Here is a 17476-nt window from a genome sequence, read left to right on the forward strand (position 1 = left end):
AATAAGTTAATTATCTTAGATAGATTACGGGATCAACTGTGGAGCGTCAATGTTAAAAAGCAATCCCAGACAGGATTGCTTTTTAACGTATCCGAACTCCAGCCGGATTACATCGGCAGCGTTTCGTATACCCGCACCGCACCGCCGGGCACATCCAGCACCGGGCAGCCTTGAGCCAGCGCCACGGCGTCGTCCATGCTGGCAGCCTTTACGATGGTGTAGCCGGTGGCCGGATGGTTTTCGATCGTGCTCACACCGCTCTTCTCTACGGCCTGACCACCATCCGCAAACGGATTGCCGGCGTCTACGAGGCTCGCACCGAGCTCACCAAACCAAGCTTTCCAAACCTTCGCCACCTCTTTCATGGGCATGTCGCCCGAAATCGGCTCATTGTAATACACGAATACATAATTCTTCATCTATGTACTCCTCTCTGCCCCACGCGGGGGCGATAAAAATTATGGTTGCTGTAGGCCGGCAATGTAGTTTTCCAACGTTTCCTCGTCGTTGCCCCACTCCGTCCGGTATTGCATCATCCAATCCTGGGTGGTGCGCAACGTTTGCTTATTGAGCGCGATGAAATTGGTGCGGCCGGCTTTTTTGCGAATGATCAGTCCGGCGGCCTCAAGCGCACGAATGTGCTTATGAATGGCCGGCAGTGACAGATCATGCTCGCGCGCTAGTCCCGCGATGGTCGCCGGACGAAACGACAGATCGTGCAGCATGTCGCGGCGCTTTTGGTGCGCCAGCGCGCCAAAAATCTGGTCAAGCTGGATGGGGATATTTGAGTCGTACATAAAGTTAACCTACGAGTTAAGTTTATGGAACAAACCCATTGCTGTCAATCCTCAATCTCGACAGTGTATTATGACCATAAGCATTACAAAGGAGCGCCAGCCTATCGTGAACAAGCGTTATCTCATTATGATTTACCGGGTCGCATTTGCCCTGCTGTGCCTCTACGCTATCGGCGTGCAATATCGGTATGGAATGCAGGGGCAAGGAATTGATTTTATCCCCGCCAACTTTTTTAGTTTTTTCACCATCGAAAGCAATCTCCTCGCTATTCTCATCTTCCTCATCGCCGGCCTACTAGCGGTAAAATTACCCAAACCAACCACGGCTTGGGTGCAGCTGCGCGGAGCCGCCGTGCTGTACATGACGATCACCGGCATTGTGTACGTCACGCTCCTTTCAGGTCTCGAGGAATCGCTGCAGACGCCTATCCCCTGGATCAACTTCGTGCTGCATTATCTGATGCCGGTGGTGGTGTTGGCCGACTGGTTCCTCGATTTGCCGCGCCTGCGGCTGAGCTTTAAGCAGGGATTGGTATGGCTGATTTTCCCCGCCGCGTATTTGGTGTATAGCTTGGTGCGCGGTCCCGTTGTTGGCTGGTACCCGTACCCGTTTCTTGATCCCCAGGCGCAAAATCAAGGCTACGCGGGTATTGCCGTGACGGCCGCCGTGATGCTGGGCATAACCCTTGGCTTCATCGCTGCCCTCACCTGGACCACCCGGCTGCGCGCCCGCCGGGCCTAGGGCGGACCCGTCGATGAAGATTAACCGCCCTTAATTAAGCTGGTTAATCTTCATCGGTTCGAGATATAATCAACCCATCATGCCCATATCCACCCCCACCCTCAAACCGCCCACTGCGTATGCCCTCCACGACCACGACGTCGTCATTGGCGAGCGTGTCGACCACTACATCCTCAAAGTCAAAGACCTCCCCAGCGAGCAAAAACCCCGCGAAAAACTCCAACGCATGGGCCCCGAAACCCTCAATGTGGCCGAGCTCGTCGCGGTGCTTTGGGGCGTCGGCACCAAAAAGGAAGAGGTCCTCGCCATGGCCCGCCGCATCACCCGCGAGTACGGCGAAAAATCCATCGCCACCGAAACCAACCCCGAAAAAATGGCCAGCGCCCTCGGCATCCCGCTGCACAAGGCCTGCCAGATCATCGCCGGATTCGAGCTTGGCCGCCGGTTCTTTGCGCATCAGGCCGGCCGCCAGATCTACGTCCGCAATGCCCGGCAAGCCTACGAGTATCTCCACGACATCGGCGACAGCAAAAAAGAGCGCCTCCGCGGCCTCTACCTCAACAGCCGCTACCAGGTCGTTCATGACGAGGTCATCTCTGTCGGCAGTCTCACGGCCAACATCGTCCACCCCCGCGAAGTCTTCCAGCCGGCCATCGAGCATGGCGCAGTCGCGATCATCATCGCGCACAATCACCCGTCCGGCAGCCTCGAGCCCACCGCCGCCGATCGCCAAGTCACCCGCCAGCTACAGGAGGCCGGCCGGCTGCTCGGCATCGATGTGCTCGACCACCTCATCATCGCCGGCGCCCAATACATAAGAATCACGGAGGACCAACTCTCACAATGAGTACAGCAGTCTATCAATTACCACTCGCCGGCGGCCTCATCTTCCACGCCGGCTATCAAGCCGAATTACTCCAAGACGGCGACATCGACACCAGTCAGTTGGAGATCGACGCCCAAGTGCGCTCCGGGTACTACTTTGTCACTCTCGCCACCACCCTCGAGGCCATTGCCCAAAAGCTGCCCCATGAGCAACTCTCCTCGCGTGTCATGCTCGATAAGCTGACCCAAGATCTCGAATACCTGCACCAAAATTACGTCATCATTAAGGAGCCGCGCGCCTAATCACCGCATCACAGCTCGCTATCAGCAAAAACCGTTACGGTACCCTCATGAACCGCCTCGCCCGCAACGCCCACTATCTGGCCTGGACCATTGTGGCGCTTTCGGTGGCTATGAGTTTATATTTTTCCGATATTCGCGGGTTTGTGCCCTGCAATTTGTGCTGGTACGCGCGCATCCTCATGTACCCGCTGGTTGTCATCATTGGCGTGGGCATCCTGCGGCGTGAGCGGCATTGGGTCGCCTATGCCGTCCCGCTCGTGGGTGCCGGCTGGCTGCTCGAGCTCTACCATTCGTTGCTCCAATGGGGGATTGTGCCCGAGACTCTCGCTCGTTGTATTGCGACAGTGCCGTGTACTACCAAGTACATCAACTATTTCGGCTTCATCACCATTCCATTTCTGGGGCTGCTGGCTTTCACCGCCATAGGTGTATGTTTGTGGCTCTATCATAGGGCAAACATCGATTAAATTCGGGCCATCACGGCTGCGGAAGCGGGGCCTCGTTACCGAGGCCCCGTCCCTAACCTCCCGACTCGTGGCCCCCAATCGAGGTAGCTACTTCGCTCCAGAGTGCCCGGCCGGTCGGACCGAGCTCTCTCAGGGTCACCTGCACCATCACGCAGAGCGCGGCCACGCCGATATATCCCGCCGCCCGAGCAAAGTAGGGCACGGCGAGCGCCGCCACCATGATGGCGACAGCTCCCACTGTATCGGCCAGCAAATGTGCCGAAAGTCCGACATGGCCATGGCAGTGGGTGAGGCGATAACACGCAACGTTGACCACCAGGCTCCCAAAACCCAGGAGAAAGAGCAGACTGGTCTCCCGGCCTCCCGGCTCAATCATCCCGATGGTGAGATCACTCTGCGTGACCAGCCCGCCGGCATACGCTGCGGGTGCGGATACACCCAGCAGAAGGCGGGTAATTTTTTGACCTCCACCGCGCACGAACGGATGCCTCGAAGTAGCCAGGGCCTCCTCTATAAGGTAGGCCACGCACAGCACGAGTGCGTCCATGAGATTGTGTATGCCGTCGGCTGCCACGAGACTGCCGTGGGACTGTACGCCCGAAACCAGGATCTCACCGGTTCCCAGGAGCATAAAACCGACCACGGCCACGAGCACGGCCATCACCTCCAGAGGTGTCGATGTAGGGGGTTAAGCTTGAGGCCCGGCATTACGCCGACCCCCAAGCGCCCAATGTACGTGGTCCCTCGCGTTTATGCAAAAAAACTGCATATACAACAAAAACTGCAACACCCGTCGATACTCACGCCGGCCCAAATCCTGTAACCTAGAAGCAATGATCACCATCTTTCAAGCCATCGTCCTCGGCCTGCTCCAAGGTGCCTCCGAACTCTTCCCCGTCTCGAGCCTCGGCCACAGTGTAGTGCTGCCGCAGCTGCTCGGCTGGAACATTCGCCCGAGTGACAACGCCTTTATCGTATTTCTGGTAGCCACCCATGTGGCCACCGCGCTCGTGCTCATCGGATTCTACTGGCGGACCTGGCTGGGCGTGGTGCGGGGCCTGCTGCGGTCGGTGCGCCAGCGCGCAATCCGCGCCGACGACGCCGAGGCCAAGCTGGGCTGGCTGCTCATCGTGGGCACGCTGCCGGCTGGCCTGCTCGGCTTGCTGTTTGAGCGCCAAATCCGCGACACTTTCGTGAGCGCTCGATCAGCGGCGCTGTTTCTGATGCTCAATGGCCTCCTGTTGCTCGGCGCCGAATACCTCCGCCGCCGCGCCCACTCCAGCGACAGCCGCCGCCCCGCCGACGAGCGCATCGCCCGCGTCGGCGGGGGACAGGCGCTCGCGGTGGGGGCTTCGCAGGCGTTGGCGCTCATCCCGGGTCTGTCGCGCTCCGGCGCCACCATGGGCGGCGGTTTGCTCGCGGGCTTGTCGCACGAAGACGCCGCCCGCTTCGCTTTTTTGCTCGCCACGCCCATCATTTTGGCGGCGGGCGTCCTCAAATTGCCCGCCCTGGCGCGGCCCGAAAACCATGCCCTGCTCGGCCCGGCACTCGTGGGTGGCCTCTGCGCCGCACTCTCGGCCTACGCGACGGTTAAATTCCTCACGCGCTACTTCCACTCGGGCAGTCTGCGGCCATTTGGCATCTATTGCCTCGCCGCCGGCCTGCTCGCCACCCTCGCCTTTTTGTAATTCTGCCCAAGGCCACTCGTCCTCGATTTGGCATAATAGCTCTAGCCAATAAAGGAGATAAACTCATGGCCAAATATAGCCCTGCAGCCTCAAGAGAGATCGAGAAAACGATGCACGAGCACAAACATGAAGGCAAATTTTCCAGCGACAAGCAGGCTGTCGCCGTGGGCCTCAGCAAAGCGCGCCAAAAAGGCGCCAAAGTCCCGCGCAAGAAGCCTTAGCGGCTGCGACGCAACGTGGCCGCTCCCAGCAGCAACGCCCCCACGATAAACGCCGCAATCACTACCAGGTCGCGCACCAGGTCGTCGGTCCAACCGCTATAATTCGTAATCTGCTTCATGGCGTCCACCAAATACGTCAGCGGCATCACGTTGGCAAACCACTGGAGCGGCTCACCCATGGCATCACGCGCCACAAACAGGCCACAGGTGAGCAGCTGTGGCAGCACAAACGCGGGCAAAAATTGCACCGCCTGGAATTCACTTCGTGCAAACGCGCTCAAAAACAGTCCCAGCGACATACCCAATACCCCCGCCAGCACCGCCACGAGCAACAGCCGGCCGGCCCCGCCCTGCACCGTTACGTCCAGCCATCCCAGCGTTACCGAGCTCACGAGCACGCCTTGCACAATGGTAAGTCCCGCGAACGCCAGCGCATAACCCAGCAGCAAATCCAGCTTGGCAATCGGCAGCGTCAGCAGCCGCTCCAGCGTGCCGGCCGTGCGTTCGCGCAAGGTGGCCACCGATGTCACCACAAACATCACGGTAAACGGGAACACTCCCAGCACCATCGGCGCCAGATGCGAGAACGTGGTGGTAGCGTCATTAAACACATACCGCATCACGAGCATCAGCATCGTGGGCACGAGCAGCATCAGGGCAATGGTGCGGTGATCATGGCGCAACTGCCGCAGCACCCGCGCAGCAGTGGCAAACGTGCGGCGGGGGCTCACGACGCCGCTCCCACGAGCCGCAAAAACGCCGCTTCCATGTCGTGCGTGTCGGTTTGGCCCATCAACTGGGCCGGCGTACCCGTAGCCAGCACAGCACCTTCACGCAGGAGTACGAGGTTATCGCATCGCCTGGCTTCGTCCATGACATGGCTCGATACCAACAGCGTCACGCCGGCGCGCGCCAGCTCATGAAATTGCTCCCACAGCTCCTGGCGCAGCACGGGGTCGAGTCCCACAGTGGGCTCGTCGAGCACCAACACCTTGGGAGAGCCCAGCAATGCCACCGCCAGCGACACCCGCGCGCGCTGCCCGCCACTCAATCGCCCCACCAGTTGAGTAGACTGTGCCTCCAGCCGCACCCGGGTCGTCACCTCGCGCACTCGCGCCCCACCTGCGCCCACCATGGCGCCAAAGTAGCGCAGGTTTTCGTGCACGGTCAGATCCGGATACACCGCCGGCGCTTGCGTCACGTAGCCCACGAGCGGCCGCAGCTGGGCCGCCCCCGCCGATAGGCCGAGCACTCGCGACGCCCCGCTGCCCGGCCGCTGCAAGCCCACGAGCACGCGCATCAGCGTGGTCTTGCCCGCCCCCGATGGCCCCAGCAGACCAGTGACCTTCGCTTCCGGTATCGCCACCGAAACGTCGCGCAATACCACATCGTGTTCCAATTTCACCGTCACATGGTCAAATTCAACAGCCGCTTTCATGTTCCCATAGTACTCCCGCTACGAGGTTCTGCCGAATCTCGGCGACCGGTGTATCATGAGGCAATGCCGCACATCCACACCCAGCCCGGACATCACGACCTCACCACCTCGGCCTTCATCATCCGCACCGACGGCCCCGAACCTACGGTGGTGTTGCACGTCCACCGCAAACGGCCCAAATTATTCCAATTTGGTGGCCACGTTGAATTAGACGAAAACCCCTGGCAAGCGCTCGTGCGCGAACTCCAGGAAGAATCCGGCTACGACATCGCGCAATTGACGGTGCTGCAGCCGCCGGGCTCGTTTCGTGAGCGTTTTTCCGGCACTGCCAACCACCCCCTGCCGTTTTATTTCAACACCCATCACGCCGAAAACCCCGATCACCTTCACTACCACTCCGACCTCAGCCACGCCATGTTGGCCGCCGGGGAGCCGGCGCATCCCATCGACCCGCGCGAATCCCAGGCCATCCACCGCTTCACCGCCGCCGACGTGCGCGCGCTGCCGACCACCGACATTTTCGACCAAACCCGCACCAATGCGCTCTATATTCTCGAGCATCTCATGCACCACTGGGAAGCGGTGCCTGCCAGTCGGTGGCCCGTCTGATACAGTAGAATCATGAAGATTGTTTGGCGCTGGATCGCCTATAGCCTGCTGGCCGCTCATTTTGCCGTGGTCCTCACCATTTGGCTCACCACCTCGCTCGAGCTGTTTCGCGCCGGCGCCGGCAGCACGCTGCTTTCCCTGGCACAGCTCGCCGGCCTGCTCGCGGCCGCCTGCGCGCTGCTGCAATTCATGCTCATGGGCCGCTCGCCGTGGATCGAGCGAGCCTTTGGCCTCGAACGCATCGCCAAGCTCCATCGCCTCAACGGCTATGCCACCATCAGCCTCATCCTCACCCACACCACGCTCGTCACGCTCGGCTACGCAGCGCTCACCGGCAGCGGCCTCATTCCCCAATTCACCACCTTCCTTACCAAATTCAACGACGTTATCTACGCCTTTATCGCCGAGCTACTATTCCTCACCATAGTTGGCAGTTCCATCTACATCGTCCGGCGCCGGCTGCCCTACGAGCGCTGGTATTGGGTGCATCTCATGGTGTATCTGGCCATCGTTCTGGCGTTTTTCCACCAAACCAAAGTGGGCGGCAGCTTCCTCAGCCAGCCGGCCTACATCGTCTACTGGTACGCGCTCTACGGCTTCGTGGCGCTCAACGTGTTCACCGGCCGGTTGTTCCTGCCCGCCTACAACTACTGGCGTTTTCGCTTTGCCATCGATGAAATCGTGCCTGAAACCGCCGATACAGTTTCAATTTACATCCACGGCCGTGGCCTCGAACGATTTCGGGCTCGGCCGGGGCAGTTTGTCATAATTTGGCTACCCCAAGCCAAATTATGGCTAGAAGAACATCCTTTTTCGCTCTCCGGTCTGCCGCATGACGGCCGCCTGCGTCTCACCGTCAAAGCCGTCGGTGATTACACCTCTCGGCTGCCAAAATTGCTCAAATCCGGCGCACCGGTCGTAATTGCCGGTCCGTACGGCCAATTTACCCCCGCGCCCACTGCCCGCCCCCGCCGGCTCTATCTCGCTGGAGGTGTCGGCATCACGCCGCTGCGTACCCTGCTCGAGGCGCAGACGCCGGAGCAGGAGAGCGTGCTCATCTACGGCAACAAAACTCCGGCCGACACCATATTTGCAGATGAGCTCGCTCAGCTAGCCACCCGTATAAAGCTTCGAATTCACCACGTATACTCCGAAGCTCCCACCTACGCCGGCGAAACCGGCCGCATCGACACCGCCCGCATCGAGCGGCTGGTGCCCGATTTCCGCGACCGCGAGGTCTACCTGTGCGGCCCGCCGCCCATGATGGCCGGTCTCGCCAAAGGCCTCATCGCCGCCGGCCTAGCGCCCGCTCGTCTCCACTACGAACGTTTTGCGCTCCACCCCGTTTCGAGTTGAGCCGCTCGTAGTCGCGCGATCATCAGAGCCGTCCCCATGTATGCTGGTACCAGCACGAGGTTGCCCACGAGCATGGTGCGGTAAAATGGCAAACCGGCCACGTAGCACTCCGTGAGCCCCGCCCACGTCTTAGCGTAAAGCGTCCCGTCACCCAGCAGCCACACTCCAAAGTTGGTCCAAACGAAGAAAAACACCGATCCACCGACCGCCATGCCGACCGACGCCGCCAGCAGCCGCGCCGGTCGGCCCGTGAACCGTCGCAGTACGAGCCCGGCCAGCCCGATCAGCGCAAACGCCGACCACGTAAACAGCAAAATATTCGAATTACCAATCAAAATATCGCTGACCGCCATGATCGCCAGCGGCACCACGACCGCCGTTCGGCGCCCCAAAAACGCCGCTGCCACCAGCGCCGAAGCCGTCACAATCTCCAAATTCGGCGCGATCGAATACTGCCAATTCACCAGCCGCCACACCACTGCCGTCGCAATAAGCCCCGCCGCCACCAACCAAGTTGCCGAAAATCTCTTCATAGCCACCCCTTTACAAGTTTCCCCATTTTAGTAATCTATCGACTTTTTAGCAATGATTCCCGAATCATAGGGGTGTTTAATCTTAACCATTTCCGTAATGAGGTCCGCCCGCTCGAGCAATTCCGGCAGCTCTTTGCCGCGGTGGCCGGTGAGCACCAGATCCAGATCGCGCGGTTTGCTATCTACCAGCTCCAGCACCGGCGCGAGCTCAAGCAGCCCGCCGACCACCGAGCCGATGATTTCATCGAGCACCACCACGTCGTACTCGCCGGAGGCCACTTTGACGCTCGCCAGAGCCAGCGCCTCCTGGGCCGCCTCCACATGCTCATCCGGCGGCAGATTATCGCCCAGAATCTGATAAAACCCCTTGCCCGCCTGCAAAAACTCCACATTCGGCAGCGCGTCAAACCCACCCTTTTCGCCCGTAAACCACGTCTTCACAAACTGGATCACGAGCACCCGCTTGCCATACCCCGCCGCCCGCAGCGCCAGCCCCATCGCGGCCGTCGTCTTGCCCTTGCCGTCGCCGGTGTACACAATCACCAAGCCGTGATCCGCTTCGCGCAGTTCTTGGTTTTCCATCACGCTCCTTAATTGATTATTAATCTAAAATATGATATAAAAACCTCGTTTGTAACCACCTCGCCCAACCATCGAGCGAAAGCGGGTTGATGTGCCTTCAAACAGTGCCCCTCGTTATGTCACCAGCCGGCAAATGAACCGCATCAAGCGCAATGAGAGGTTAGCGGTAGCGGCCCTGCTGGCGTGTCTAGCAGGAGTAGGAGCCTTAGCGATCGTGGGCAGCCGTACCTCAATCGTCCAAGAGGGCTCGATCGATGGCTGGTGGAGCACGCCGGATCAAGGCACGTGCAGATTCCACCTGGTTCCTGACGTTGGCCCTGGGGCGAAGCACTGGTCCGACGCCCAACGTGGGGACATCTGCCAAGGTGGCCAGCCGCACTCCTACATTATTCGCAAGGATGCCAACGGCGTCCTCAAGCTCGAAGTAGCCGACCGCCGCTAGCCGGCCCCAAAGACGGAGCCTGGTTGCACCGGACAGTCAGGCTCAGCGCGATCTAGATCACTAGGTCGCGTTTAGCTTTTTAGAGAGTGAAAGAGCAGCTAGCGCGTAGAGCGGAGGGAAAACTCTCCGACAGGCGAGTGTCGGTTCTGATATCGGATCTCGCGAAGAGACGGATAGCGTTCGTTCGCCCGAGGGGAGTTTCCCCGCAGCTAAAAACTCAGCGGAAGGATCTTAGCACTTACTAAACCCGCAAATCTCACACTTCTGGCAGCCCTCAATGAACCGCAGGCTCGCATTGCCGCACTCCGGGCACAGATCGGTCTGGGCCTTGGCGCCCAGGTTGACGCTCGCCGCCACGGCCGTGCTGGCCGGCGCCGCTACCGCAGCCGGTCCCATCGGCGCGTCGGCTACGTTGGCGCTGCTAGCCGCCGTGCTGTCGGCTACTCCCGCTCCTGCGACCACCGCGGCCTGCTCGCCGGCCTTCGTTGACTCGTGCTCGCGCAGCACCTTGGCCACCGCGTCAGCCAGCGAGCGCACCCGCTGCGGGCCAAATCCGGCCGCCCCCGAGCCGCCGATACCGTTGAGCTGCTCCACCACATTTTGCGCAATGCGATCACTCGAGTACACGCTGGGGATTCTGAAGGCCAGCGAAATGAGGCGGCCCATCGCCTCGGCGTCGGCCATGATGTCTGATCCCGCCCGGCCCAAGTTCACGAATACCTCGAAAATGTTGCCTTCATCGTCCTCGTTGATCGAGATGAAAGCCGTACCGATCGGCGTGGCCACTTTGTAGGTGTGCCCCGCCAATACTCCTGGCCGCGGTTTCATTTCTACCGGCACGCCCACCAGTGCCGCTTCGCCGGCCGCCAGCTTCTTGCCGGCCAGCTGGTCGTAGTACGAACCATCCTTCTTCACCTCCAAGATTTGCTTTTGGCGGCTCCCGTCGCGGTAAATCGTGATGCCCTTGCAGCCCGACTCGTACGCCATCCAGTAAGCATCGCGCACGTCTTGCACCGTGGCTTCGTTGTTGAAGTTAATCGTCTTGGAAATGGCGTTGTCGGTGTATTTCTGGAAGGCCGCTTGAGCCTTCAGGTGCCACTCCGGCGTAATGTCGCCGGCCACCACGAAGGTGCGCCGCAGGTCTTCCGGCAGCTCGTCCATATTCTGGATCGATCCGCCGTTGGCCTGAATCTTCTCGAGCAACTCCTCCGAATACAACCCGCGCTCTTCCAGTGCGCGCACAAAATACGGGCTGCTCTGGAACATGCGCTTGCCCTCAATGGTGTTCTTGGAGTAGGTGAGCGCAAACAACGGCTCACACCCGCTCGAGCAGTCGGCCAGCATGGCTGTGGTGCCCGTGGGCGCGATGGTGGTGCGGGCGCCGTTGCGGGGGCGAATCTCGCCAGCCTTGTCGTAGATGGAGCCCTTAAAGGCCGGGAATACGCCGCGCACCCGCGCCAGGTCGATTGAAGCATTGTCAGATTCAGCCTGCACAAATTTCATCACGCGCTCGGCGGCTGCGTTGCCTTCGGGCGTGTTGTAGCCAATGTTCATCTGGAGCAGCGCGTCGGCGTAACCCATGATGCCCAGGCCAATCCGGCGGATGGCGCGCGTGGTGATGCGCACCGCCTCGATCGGGTACTCATTCATGTCGAGCACGTCATCGAGGAAGCGCGTGCCATTGTGCACCACGGCCCGCAGGCGCTCCCAGTCAAAATCATCGCCGGCCTCGTTCACGAATTTTGCCAGGTTGATTTGGCCCAGGGTGCAGGCGTCGTAGGGGAGCAGGGGCTGCTCGCCACACGGATTGGTGGCCTCAATCATCCCCAGCTGCGGCGTCGGGTTGGCACGCGAATTGTTGATGCGGTCGATCATGATCATCCCCGGGTCGCCGTACTGGTAAGCCAGGCGGGTGATGAGGTCGTACATTTTCTTGGCGTTGAGGCGGCCGGTTTCTTGCTTGGTGTGAGGATTTACCAGCGCGTAACCACGGTTCGGATCGCTCTCGTCGGCCCATTCGTGCAGTTTTTTCACCACCGCGTCTAGCCGCACCAGCTTCAGATCGAGGTCGCGGGTTTGGTGAGCTTCGCGCACCTCCTCCATGAGGCCCTCAAAGTCCAAAGCGTCTTCGTAATCGGCCGGCAGATGCTCTCCGTCACGCTTCACCGCCTCGTAAAACGCCTCGTCTACCGTCACCGAAATATTAAAGTTGGTCAGCGAAAACTCGTCCACTTTGTAGATCGCAAACAGCAAAATGTCCGGGTGATTGTAGTGCAAAATGCCCATGTTGGCCCCGCGCCGCACGCCGCCCTGGCGAATGCTAGAGGTCACGTCGTTGTAGGTCTGCATAAACGCCACCGGCCCAGTCGTGGTGCCGCCAGAGCTTTGGATGACGTCGCCCTTGGGGCGCAGCCGCGAAAAACTAAACCCAGTGCCGCCGCCGCTCTTGTGAATGCGCGCCATATCGGTGGCCGTATCCAGGATGCCGTTCAGGTCGTCGGGTACCGGCAGCACGAAGCAGGCCGAGAGCTGCTCATTGGGCTTGCCGGCGTTGAGCATCGTGGGCGTATTGGCTACGTACTCCTGGCGCGCCATCATGCCATAAAACACGCGGGCCACCTCGAGGTGCTGCTGGCGGGGATTCTCGCTGTAGAGTCGCTCGGCCGTGGCGATGTTGTAGCAAATCCGCCACAGCATTTGCCGCGGGCTCTCGATCGGCGTGCCGTCTTTATCGCGAAACGCGTAGCGCGTGCGGCCAATGTACCAGGCGTTGTCCGAGTAATTTGGATCGGGCAGGTCCTCGGGCACCGGCGGTATTTCTTTGCCGATGGCGTACAGCTCTTCGAGGCGCTCTCGGTCTTCCGGCGTCTCGGCCTCGATGTTACTTGCTTTAATGGCTTGCGGCGTGCTCATCGCATGTCCCCTAAAATCTTATTTGTTGTATTGATCGAACGCGTACCGCTCCTACTTTTTCCCATCATGGAGCAATTCTTTCACCTCGCTCTGGAATGAGCGCACGTCGGTGAAGTCGCGGTAGACGCTGGCAAATCGGATGTACGCCACGTGGTCGAGCTGCTTAAGCCGTGGCATCACGAGCTCGCCGATGTCGTGGGCCTTTACTTCGCGCGTCTTGGCACTGCGAAGCTCGGCCTCCACTTCCTGCACAATCTGATCGACTTGCGCGCTCGTGACCGGCCGCTTGGCCGCCGCCAAGGTGATGCCGGTGCGGAGCTTGTCGGGATTGAACGATTCGCGCCGTCCGTCGTGCTTGGCCACCATGAGGTCCATCTGCTCCACCCGCTCATAGGTCGTGAAGCGCTGATGGCAGCCCAAGCACTCCCGGCGCCGCCGGGTGCTCACGGCGTCGGCTTCGCGCTTGTCGACCACTTTGGTGTCACAGCTGGCGCACATTGGGCAAACCATCGACACTCCCTTCCTGTCGGAATCACGCTCGCCATCGTCCCATGGCTTGCATCCTTCCGCCTACCTGCACATAATGATGTAGTTGCTGCACCACAACGAGTTGTGTTACGTTAGCATTATGGACGCTGTATGTTGTGTTCGTCAACAGAAAAGCGCAAGAACAATAAACGAAACCATCAAAGGAGCTCACCCATGATTAAGACCGTTTCCGAATCCAACTTCCAAGCCGAAGTTGTCAAAAATGAGCGTCCGGTGCTGGTGGATTTGTGGGCGCCGTGGTGCGGTCCTTGCATTGCCATGGAGCCTGCCATCAAAGAGCTCGCCGCGGAGTTTGAAGGCAAAGTGGACGTCGCCAAACTCAACGTCGACGACAACCCCGCCATCGCCCAATCGCTCGACGTCATGAGTATCCCTACGCTTATGCTCTTCAAGGGTGGCAAGCCCGTAGAGCGCATCGTCGGCCTCACTGCCAAAGACAAGCTCGCGGGGGTAATGTCGGCGGCCATCGCGTGAGTCACCGTCGTCTCATCATCATCGGCTCCGGTCCCGCCGGCCTCACTGCTGCCCTGTACGCTGCCCGCGGCAACCTCGAGCCCCTCGTGTTCGAGGGCGACACGTCGGTGGCCAACGACTTGCCGGGCGGCCAGCTCATGTTTACCACCGAAATCGAAAACTTTCCCGGCGTACTCGGCCTGCAAGGCCCTGAGCTCATGGCCAAAATGCGCGAGCAAGCCATCAGTTTCGGCGCCGAAATCACCACCCTGCGCGTCACCAAAGTCGACTTCAGCCGCCGGCCGTTTCGAATGTGGGTGGGGGAGCGCGAATACACCGCCGACGCCGTCATAGCTTCCACCGGCGCCAAGCCGGTCATGCCGGGCCTGCCCCATGAATGGGAGCTCATGGGCCGCGGCGTCTCCGCCTGCGCTACCTGCGACGGCTTCTTTTTCCGCGGCAAAGACATCGCCGTGGTGGGTGGGGGAGACAGCGCCATGGAAGAAGCCATCTTCCTCACCAATTTCGCGAGTTCCGTCACGGTCATTCACCGCCGCGACAAGCTGCGCGCCAGCCAGGTCATGCAAGACCGCGCCCGGGCCAATCCCAAGATCAAATTTTTGTGGAATACCCAAATCACCGAGCTCGAAGGCACCGAGCGGCTCATGGGCCTGGGCTTGCGCGACACTGTCACGGGCGACACTTCGCGCCGCGACATCGCCGGCCTGTTTATCGCCATCGGCCACCAGCCCAACTCCGAACTGTTCGCCGGCCAGCTCGACCTGCGCCCCGACGGCTATGTAGTCACCAGCGGCGTAGCCACCAGCGTGCCGGGCGTGTTTGCCGCCGGCGACCTCCAGGACTCTCGTTACCGCCAGGCCGTTACTTCGGCTGGCACCGGCTGCATGGCTGCGCTTGATGCGCAGAAATTTCTCGAAGAGCATCCCGGCGAGAACGCCGTACCAGCCAAGCCTGCCGCCAAAGCTCTCGCCTCCGATTCCCCCAAAGCACCTACCCGCTAGATCAGCCCGCTCTTTCCGCGAAGGCATCGGCCAAGCCCCTAGCTAACCGTTATTTCTCGACCAATTTCGGCCTTGCTATGGCCGGCTCACCACGGCACCAGGCTTCTCCGATTATCCCGGGTAGATGCGCGTAGGAAATCGTGAATTCCTGTTTATTGGGAGGTCTCTCAACTACCGGTTTACTTGGGCGCAGTGTCCGTTTTTATTCCGATGATTGTTGCGTCTCGGTGTGCAATGCAAGAGCGAAACCTTGACAAAACATAAGAATTATAGTATACTCATTCAGCCTAGTAAAAGGCACCCGACAGAGTAGCCGATCGCAACCGAAGGAGCCGAAGATGGACGATATCGTGAACGAATTCCTGCACGGGCCCGTAGCTACGCAGGCGGGAATCGCCGCCATGATCATCGCTGCCCTCGTGGTGGTCTCCCTGATGGTCAAGTGGCTCATCGCGTACAACCGCGAAGACCGCTAGCCCAGCGCCCCCACCCCTTCTACCCGGCGACTACTCTGTCGCCAACCTGAGCCTTTAATGGCGTATTAAAATCTCGGGTTGGACTCAAAAAATCATATTGACCAAACAAAAACCGCACACTATCCTATGATAAAATTACCTCACAGGAGCTAGCCATGACCACACCCGACCTCACCACTATCAGTACTGTCGCCTCCACCGTCGCCGTTGTGATGGGGGGATTCTTGTGGCTTGCCAGTCGCATTTTTGGTCTAGGTAAAAACGCCGAACGGCTCGACACCACCATTGAGCGGCTCGATTCCATCGAATCCGACATCGCCTCCCTCAAATCCGAAATGCGTACCGATATCAATGCCGTCCGCAACGACCTCAATCAGCGCATGGACAAGCTTATCCTCACCATTGCCGATTCTCGGAAGAAATAAACAGCGGCTCCGGCTCCAGCCTCACGCCAAATTTGTCATCCACCTTGGCCACGATAAACTCCACCAGTTTCACCAGGTCCGCGTACCCCGCGTGGTGCGGATTAGTGATCACGAGGGCGTGGTCGGCATGCAGTCGCAGGCCAAAATATTCCGCGCCCTTCAGTCCGCATTGATCCAGCAGCCACCCCGCCGCCAACTTGTAGCCGTCGCCATATTCGTAGGCCGGCATATCCGGATATCGCCGCCGCAGCCGCTCCAGCACGTATGGCTCCACGATCGGATTCTTGAAAAACGATCCCGCATTTGGCACCACGCTCGGATCGGGCAAAATCTTCGACCGAACGCTCATCACCGCGCTCCGAATCTGCGCCAGTGTTGGGCGGGGCGTCTCATGCGCCTCCAAATACCGCTTGAGAGAGGCATACGTCGGTTCGGCCGGCGCTTTCTTCGAGAGCCGCAGCGTGATGCCCACAATTACGTACCGCCCCGCCAGTTCGTGCTTAAATGCGCTGTCGCGATACCCAAAACCGCAACTCCCGGGCGCCAACGTCACCACTCGGTGTTCCTGCCGGTCGTACGCCTCCACCAACACCAGGGTGTCGGCGATCTCCTGGCCGTAAGCCCCCGCGTTTTGCACCGGCGTAGCCCCGGCCGTCCCCGGTATCATCGACATCGCCTCGATGCCGGCCCAGCCGCGCTTCACCGCCCGGTCCACCACCCCATCCCAATGCTCACCGGCGCCGATCTCAACCGTGGCGCTCTCGTCATCCTCGGCCACCACCTCAAACCCTGGAATCTCCACCTTGATCACGAGGCGGTGGAGGGGCTCGTCGCTCACGATCACATTGGACCCCTCGCCGAGCACCAGCACCTCCACGCCCTCGTCCTCGGCCCAAGCACAGGCCTCCATCACCGTCGCCACATCGCCGGCCGGCACAAAATAATCGCACACCCCTCCCACCTGCATCGTGGTGTAGGGCGCCAGCTCCACGTGTTCCGCAATTGAAGCAGGCTTTGGCATCAGAGCGTCTGGCGCGCTTCGGTGAGCAAACCCAGCACCTTCACCAAATCCGCCGCCTCCTGCTCGGTCACGTCCTCGTCGGGCCGATCGGCAGCGTGCCCCGGCTGGTTGCCGAAGATCATGGCATTCTCGTACTTGGTCATCCGGTGATCGCTAAATATCTGATAACCCGTTTCTTGCACCCCGCCTTCAACGCGCTCGAGCACCTGTACCTTGATGCGCGGCACGGCGGTCTCCGCCACGTTGCAATGGGTCAGGTACACGAGCCGATTCTCGTTCGTCAGGTATTTCTTGGTCGCAATCGTCACCACCGGGTCCTGAAGCTTGTCGGCCAAGTACCAGTTCACGGTATTCTCAATATCATTTTTGGTGGCCTCGGAGGCCGGAGATTGACTGCTCATATATTTAGCATAACCGACAATTTGACGGCCGTCCAAACGGGGCCGCATACTGAGAATATAATTAAAGTGAGCTTAAGCCCCATGGACAAGCAGCCGGCAATCTATATTTCCAATCCGTTTGAGCTCATCAAACCCTCGTTTCAAGCCTTTAAACTCGTTTGGTGATAGCGATTTTCCTGGGTGGCCCATCGGCGGGATACTCAGCGTCCTACT

At 59.9% G+C, this 17476-nt stretch carries 24 protein-coding genes; 13 read left to right on the forward strand and 11 right to left on the reverse strand.

The window, feature by feature from the left end; translation table 11 throughout:
- Window positions 1-107: 107 nt before the first annotated feature.
- Window positions 108-419 carry a hypothetical protein gene (locus tag VMT30_03885; protein ID HVQ44077.1) on the reverse strand — a complete coding sequence of 104 codons (312 nt, stop codon included), beginning with the start codon at window positions 417-419 and terminating at the stop codon, window positions 108-110.
- A 39-nt stretch (window positions 420-458) separates the two neighbouring features.
- Window positions 459-797, reverse strand: a complete 339-nt coding sequence (locus VMT30_03890) for a winged helix-turn-helix domain-containing protein (protein ID HVQ44078.1) — start codon at window positions 795-797, stop codon at window positions 459-461.
- Between the two features lie 106 nt (window positions 798-903).
- Between VMT30_03890 and VMT30_03895 the strand changes: the two genes are divergently transcribed.
- The 4 genes from VMT30_03895 (at window position 904) to VMT30_03910 (ending at window position 3134) form a co-directional block, all read left to right on the forward strand.
- Entirely contained in the window at window positions 904-1539 is a 636-nt protein-coding gene (locus VMT30_03895; protein ID HVQ44079.1) for a Pr6Pr family membrane protein, read from the forward strand.
- Window positions 1540-1618: 79 nt separating this feature from the next.
- Window positions 1619-2386 carry a DNA repair protein RadC gene (gene radC, locus VMT30_03900; GenBank protein HVQ44080.1) on the forward strand — a complete coding sequence of 256 codons (768 nt, stop codon included), beginning with the start codon at window positions 1619-1621 and terminating at the stop codon, window positions 2384-2386.
- Entirely contained in the window at window positions 2383-2667 is a 285-nt protein-coding gene (locus VMT30_03905) for a hypothetical protein (GenBank protein HVQ44081.1), read from the forward strand. The genes radC and VMT30_03905 overlap by 4 nt, the downstream gene beginning before the upstream one ends.
- 47 nt (window positions 2668-2714) lie before the next feature.
- Window positions 2715-3134 (forward strand): disulfide oxidoreductase, encoded by a 420-nt coding sequence (locus tag VMT30_03910; protein HVQ44082.1) that lies wholly within the window; start codon window positions 2715-2717, stop codon window positions 3132-3134.
- A gap of 52 nt (window positions 3135-3186) precedes the next feature.
- Here VMT30_03910 and VMT30_03915 read toward each other — a convergent pair whose 3' ends face one another.
- Window positions 3187-3795, reverse strand: a complete 609-nt coding sequence (locus VMT30_03915; protein HVQ44083.1) for a hypothetical protein — start codon at window positions 3793-3795, stop codon at window positions 3187-3189.
- Between the two features lie 172 nt (window positions 3796-3967).
- Here VMT30_03915 and VMT30_03920 point away from each other — a divergent pair, with 172 nt between their 5' ends.
- Window positions 3968-4822, forward strand: a complete 855-nt coding sequence (locus VMT30_03920) for an undecaprenyl-diphosphate phosphatase (GenBank protein HVQ44084.1) — start codon at window positions 3968-3970, stop codon at window positions 4820-4822.
- A gap of 65 nt (window positions 4823-4887) precedes the next feature.
- Window positions 4888-5043, forward strand: a complete 156-nt coding sequence (locus tag VMT30_03925; protein HVQ44085.1) for a DUF6496 domain-containing protein — start codon at window positions 4888-4890, stop codon at window positions 5041-5043.
- Here VMT30_03925 and VMT30_03930 read toward each other — a convergent pair.
- Together VMT30_03930 and VMT30_03935 are read right to left on the reverse strand one after the other, a co-directional pair.
- Window positions 5040-5774: an ABC transporter permease gene (locus VMT30_03930; GenBank protein HVQ44086.1), complete on the reverse strand. Its 735-nt coding sequence runs from the start codon at window positions 5772-5774 to the stop codon at window positions 5040-5042. The two genes, VMT30_03925 and VMT30_03930, sit on opposite strands and share 4 nt — an antisense overlap.
- Window positions 5771-6481 carry an ABC transporter ATP-binding protein gene (locus tag VMT30_03935; GenBank protein HVQ44087.1) on the reverse strand — a complete coding sequence of 237 codons (711 nt, stop codon included), beginning with the start codon at window positions 6479-6481 and terminating at the stop codon, window positions 5771-5773. Before VMT30_03935 ends, VMT30_03930 begins: the two co-directional genes overlap by 4 nt.
- 63 nt (window positions 6482-6544) lie before the next feature.
- On the opposite strand from VMT30_03935, the gene VMT30_03940 reads away from it, so the two are divergent.
- Entirely contained in the window at window positions 6545-7090 is a 546-nt protein-coding gene (locus VMT30_03940) for an NUDIX domain-containing protein (GenBank protein ID HVQ44088.1), read from the forward strand.
- A 12-nt stretch (window positions 7091-7102) separates the two neighbouring features.
- Window positions 7103-8446 carry a ferredoxin reductase family protein gene (locus tag VMT30_03945; GenBank protein ID HVQ44089.1) on the forward strand — a complete coding sequence of 448 codons (1344 nt, stop codon included), beginning with the start codon at window positions 7103-7105 and terminating at the stop codon, window positions 8444-8446.
- Here the strand turns inward: VMT30_03945 and VMT30_03950 are convergent.
- Complete coding sequence (locus VMT30_03950) at window positions 8410-8979, reverse strand: DUF6580 family putative transport protein (protein ID HVQ44090.1); 570 nt, start codon at window positions 8977-8979, stop codon at window positions 8410-8412. The genes VMT30_03945 and VMT30_03950 overlap by 37 nt on opposite strands.
- Before the next feature lie 27 nt (window positions 8980-9006).
- A complete protein-coding gene (locus VMT30_03955) occupies window positions 9007-9561 on the reverse strand; it encodes a cob(I)yrinic acid a,c-diamide adenosyltransferase (GenBank protein ID HVQ44091.1) in 555 nt (184 codons plus the stop codon).
- A 214-nt stretch (window positions 9562-9775) separates the two neighbouring features.
- Here VMT30_03955 and VMT30_03960 point away from each other — a divergent pair, with 214 nt between their 5' ends.
- Window positions 9776-10003 (forward strand): hypothetical protein, encoded by a 228-nt coding sequence (locus VMT30_03960; GenBank protein ID HVQ44092.1) that lies wholly within the window; start codon window positions 9776-9778, stop codon window positions 10001-10003.
- Between the two features lie 231 nt (window positions 10004-10234).
- Here the strand turns inward: VMT30_03960 and VMT30_03965 are convergent, their stop codons facing one another.
- Window positions 10235-12916: an adenosylcobalamin-dependent ribonucleoside-diphosphate reductase gene (locus VMT30_03965; GenBank protein HVQ44093.1), complete on the reverse strand. Its 2682-nt coding sequence runs from the start codon at window positions 12914-12916 to the stop codon at window positions 10235-10237.
- Window positions 12917-12967: 51 nt separating this feature from the next.
- Window positions 12968-13414 carry a transcriptional regulator NrdR gene (gene nrdR, locus VMT30_03970; protein ID HVQ44094.1) on the reverse strand — a complete coding sequence of 149 codons (447 nt, stop codon included), beginning with the start codon at window positions 13412-13414 and terminating at the stop codon, window positions 12968-12970.
- 204 nt (window positions 13415-13618) lie between these two features.
- Between nrdR and trxA the strand changes: the two genes are divergently transcribed.
- The 4 genes from trxA to VMT30_03990 all read left to right on the forward strand — a co-directional run bounded on the left by trxA (window position 13619) and on the right by VMT30_03990 (window position 15841).
- Complete coding sequence (trxA, locus tag VMT30_03975) at window positions 13619-13939, forward strand: thioredoxin (GenBank protein HVQ44095.1); 321 nt, start codon at window positions 13619-13621, stop codon at window positions 13937-13939.
- The gene (gene trxB / locus VMT30_03980) at window positions 13936-14940 is read left to right on the forward strand and encodes a thioredoxin-disulfide reductase (protein HVQ44096.1); all 1005 of its coding nucleotides are present in this window, start codon (window positions 13936-13938) and stop codon (window positions 14938-14940) included. Before trxA ends, trxB begins: the two co-directional genes overlap by 4 nt.
- A 338-nt stretch (window positions 14941-15278) precedes the next feature.
- Window positions 15279-15416 (forward strand): hypothetical protein, encoded by a 138-nt coding sequence (locus tag VMT30_03985; GenBank protein ID HVQ44097.1) that lies wholly within the window; start codon window positions 15279-15281, stop codon window positions 15414-15416.
- 155 nt (window positions 15417-15571) lie between these two features.
- Window positions 15572-15841 (forward strand): hypothetical protein, encoded by a 270-nt coding sequence (locus VMT30_03990; GenBank protein ID HVQ44098.1) that lies wholly within the window; start codon window positions 15572-15574, stop codon window positions 15839-15841.
- On the opposite strand, the gene murB is transcribed toward VMT30_03990, so the two are convergent.
- Window positions 15813-16862: a UDP-N-acetylmuramate dehydrogenase gene (murB, locus tag VMT30_03995; GenBank protein ID HVQ44099.1), complete on the reverse strand. Its 1050-nt coding sequence runs from the start codon at window positions 16860-16862 to the stop codon at window positions 15813-15815. The two genes, VMT30_03990 and murB, sit on opposite strands and share 29 nt — an antisense overlap.
- Window positions 16862-17263 carry a hypothetical protein gene (locus tag VMT30_04000; GenBank protein ID HVQ44100.1) on the reverse strand — a complete coding sequence of 134 codons (402 nt, stop codon included), beginning with the start codon at window positions 17261-17263 and terminating at the stop codon, window positions 16862-16864. The genes murB and VMT30_04000 overlap by 1 nt, the downstream gene beginning before the upstream one ends.
- Window positions 17264-17476: the final 213 nt, after the last annotated feature.

It is taken from the genome of Candidatus Saccharimonadia bacterium, assembly GCA_035544015.1.
Classification (GTDB): domain Bacteria; phylum Patescibacteriota; class Saccharimonadia; order UBA4664; family UBA4664; genus UBA5169.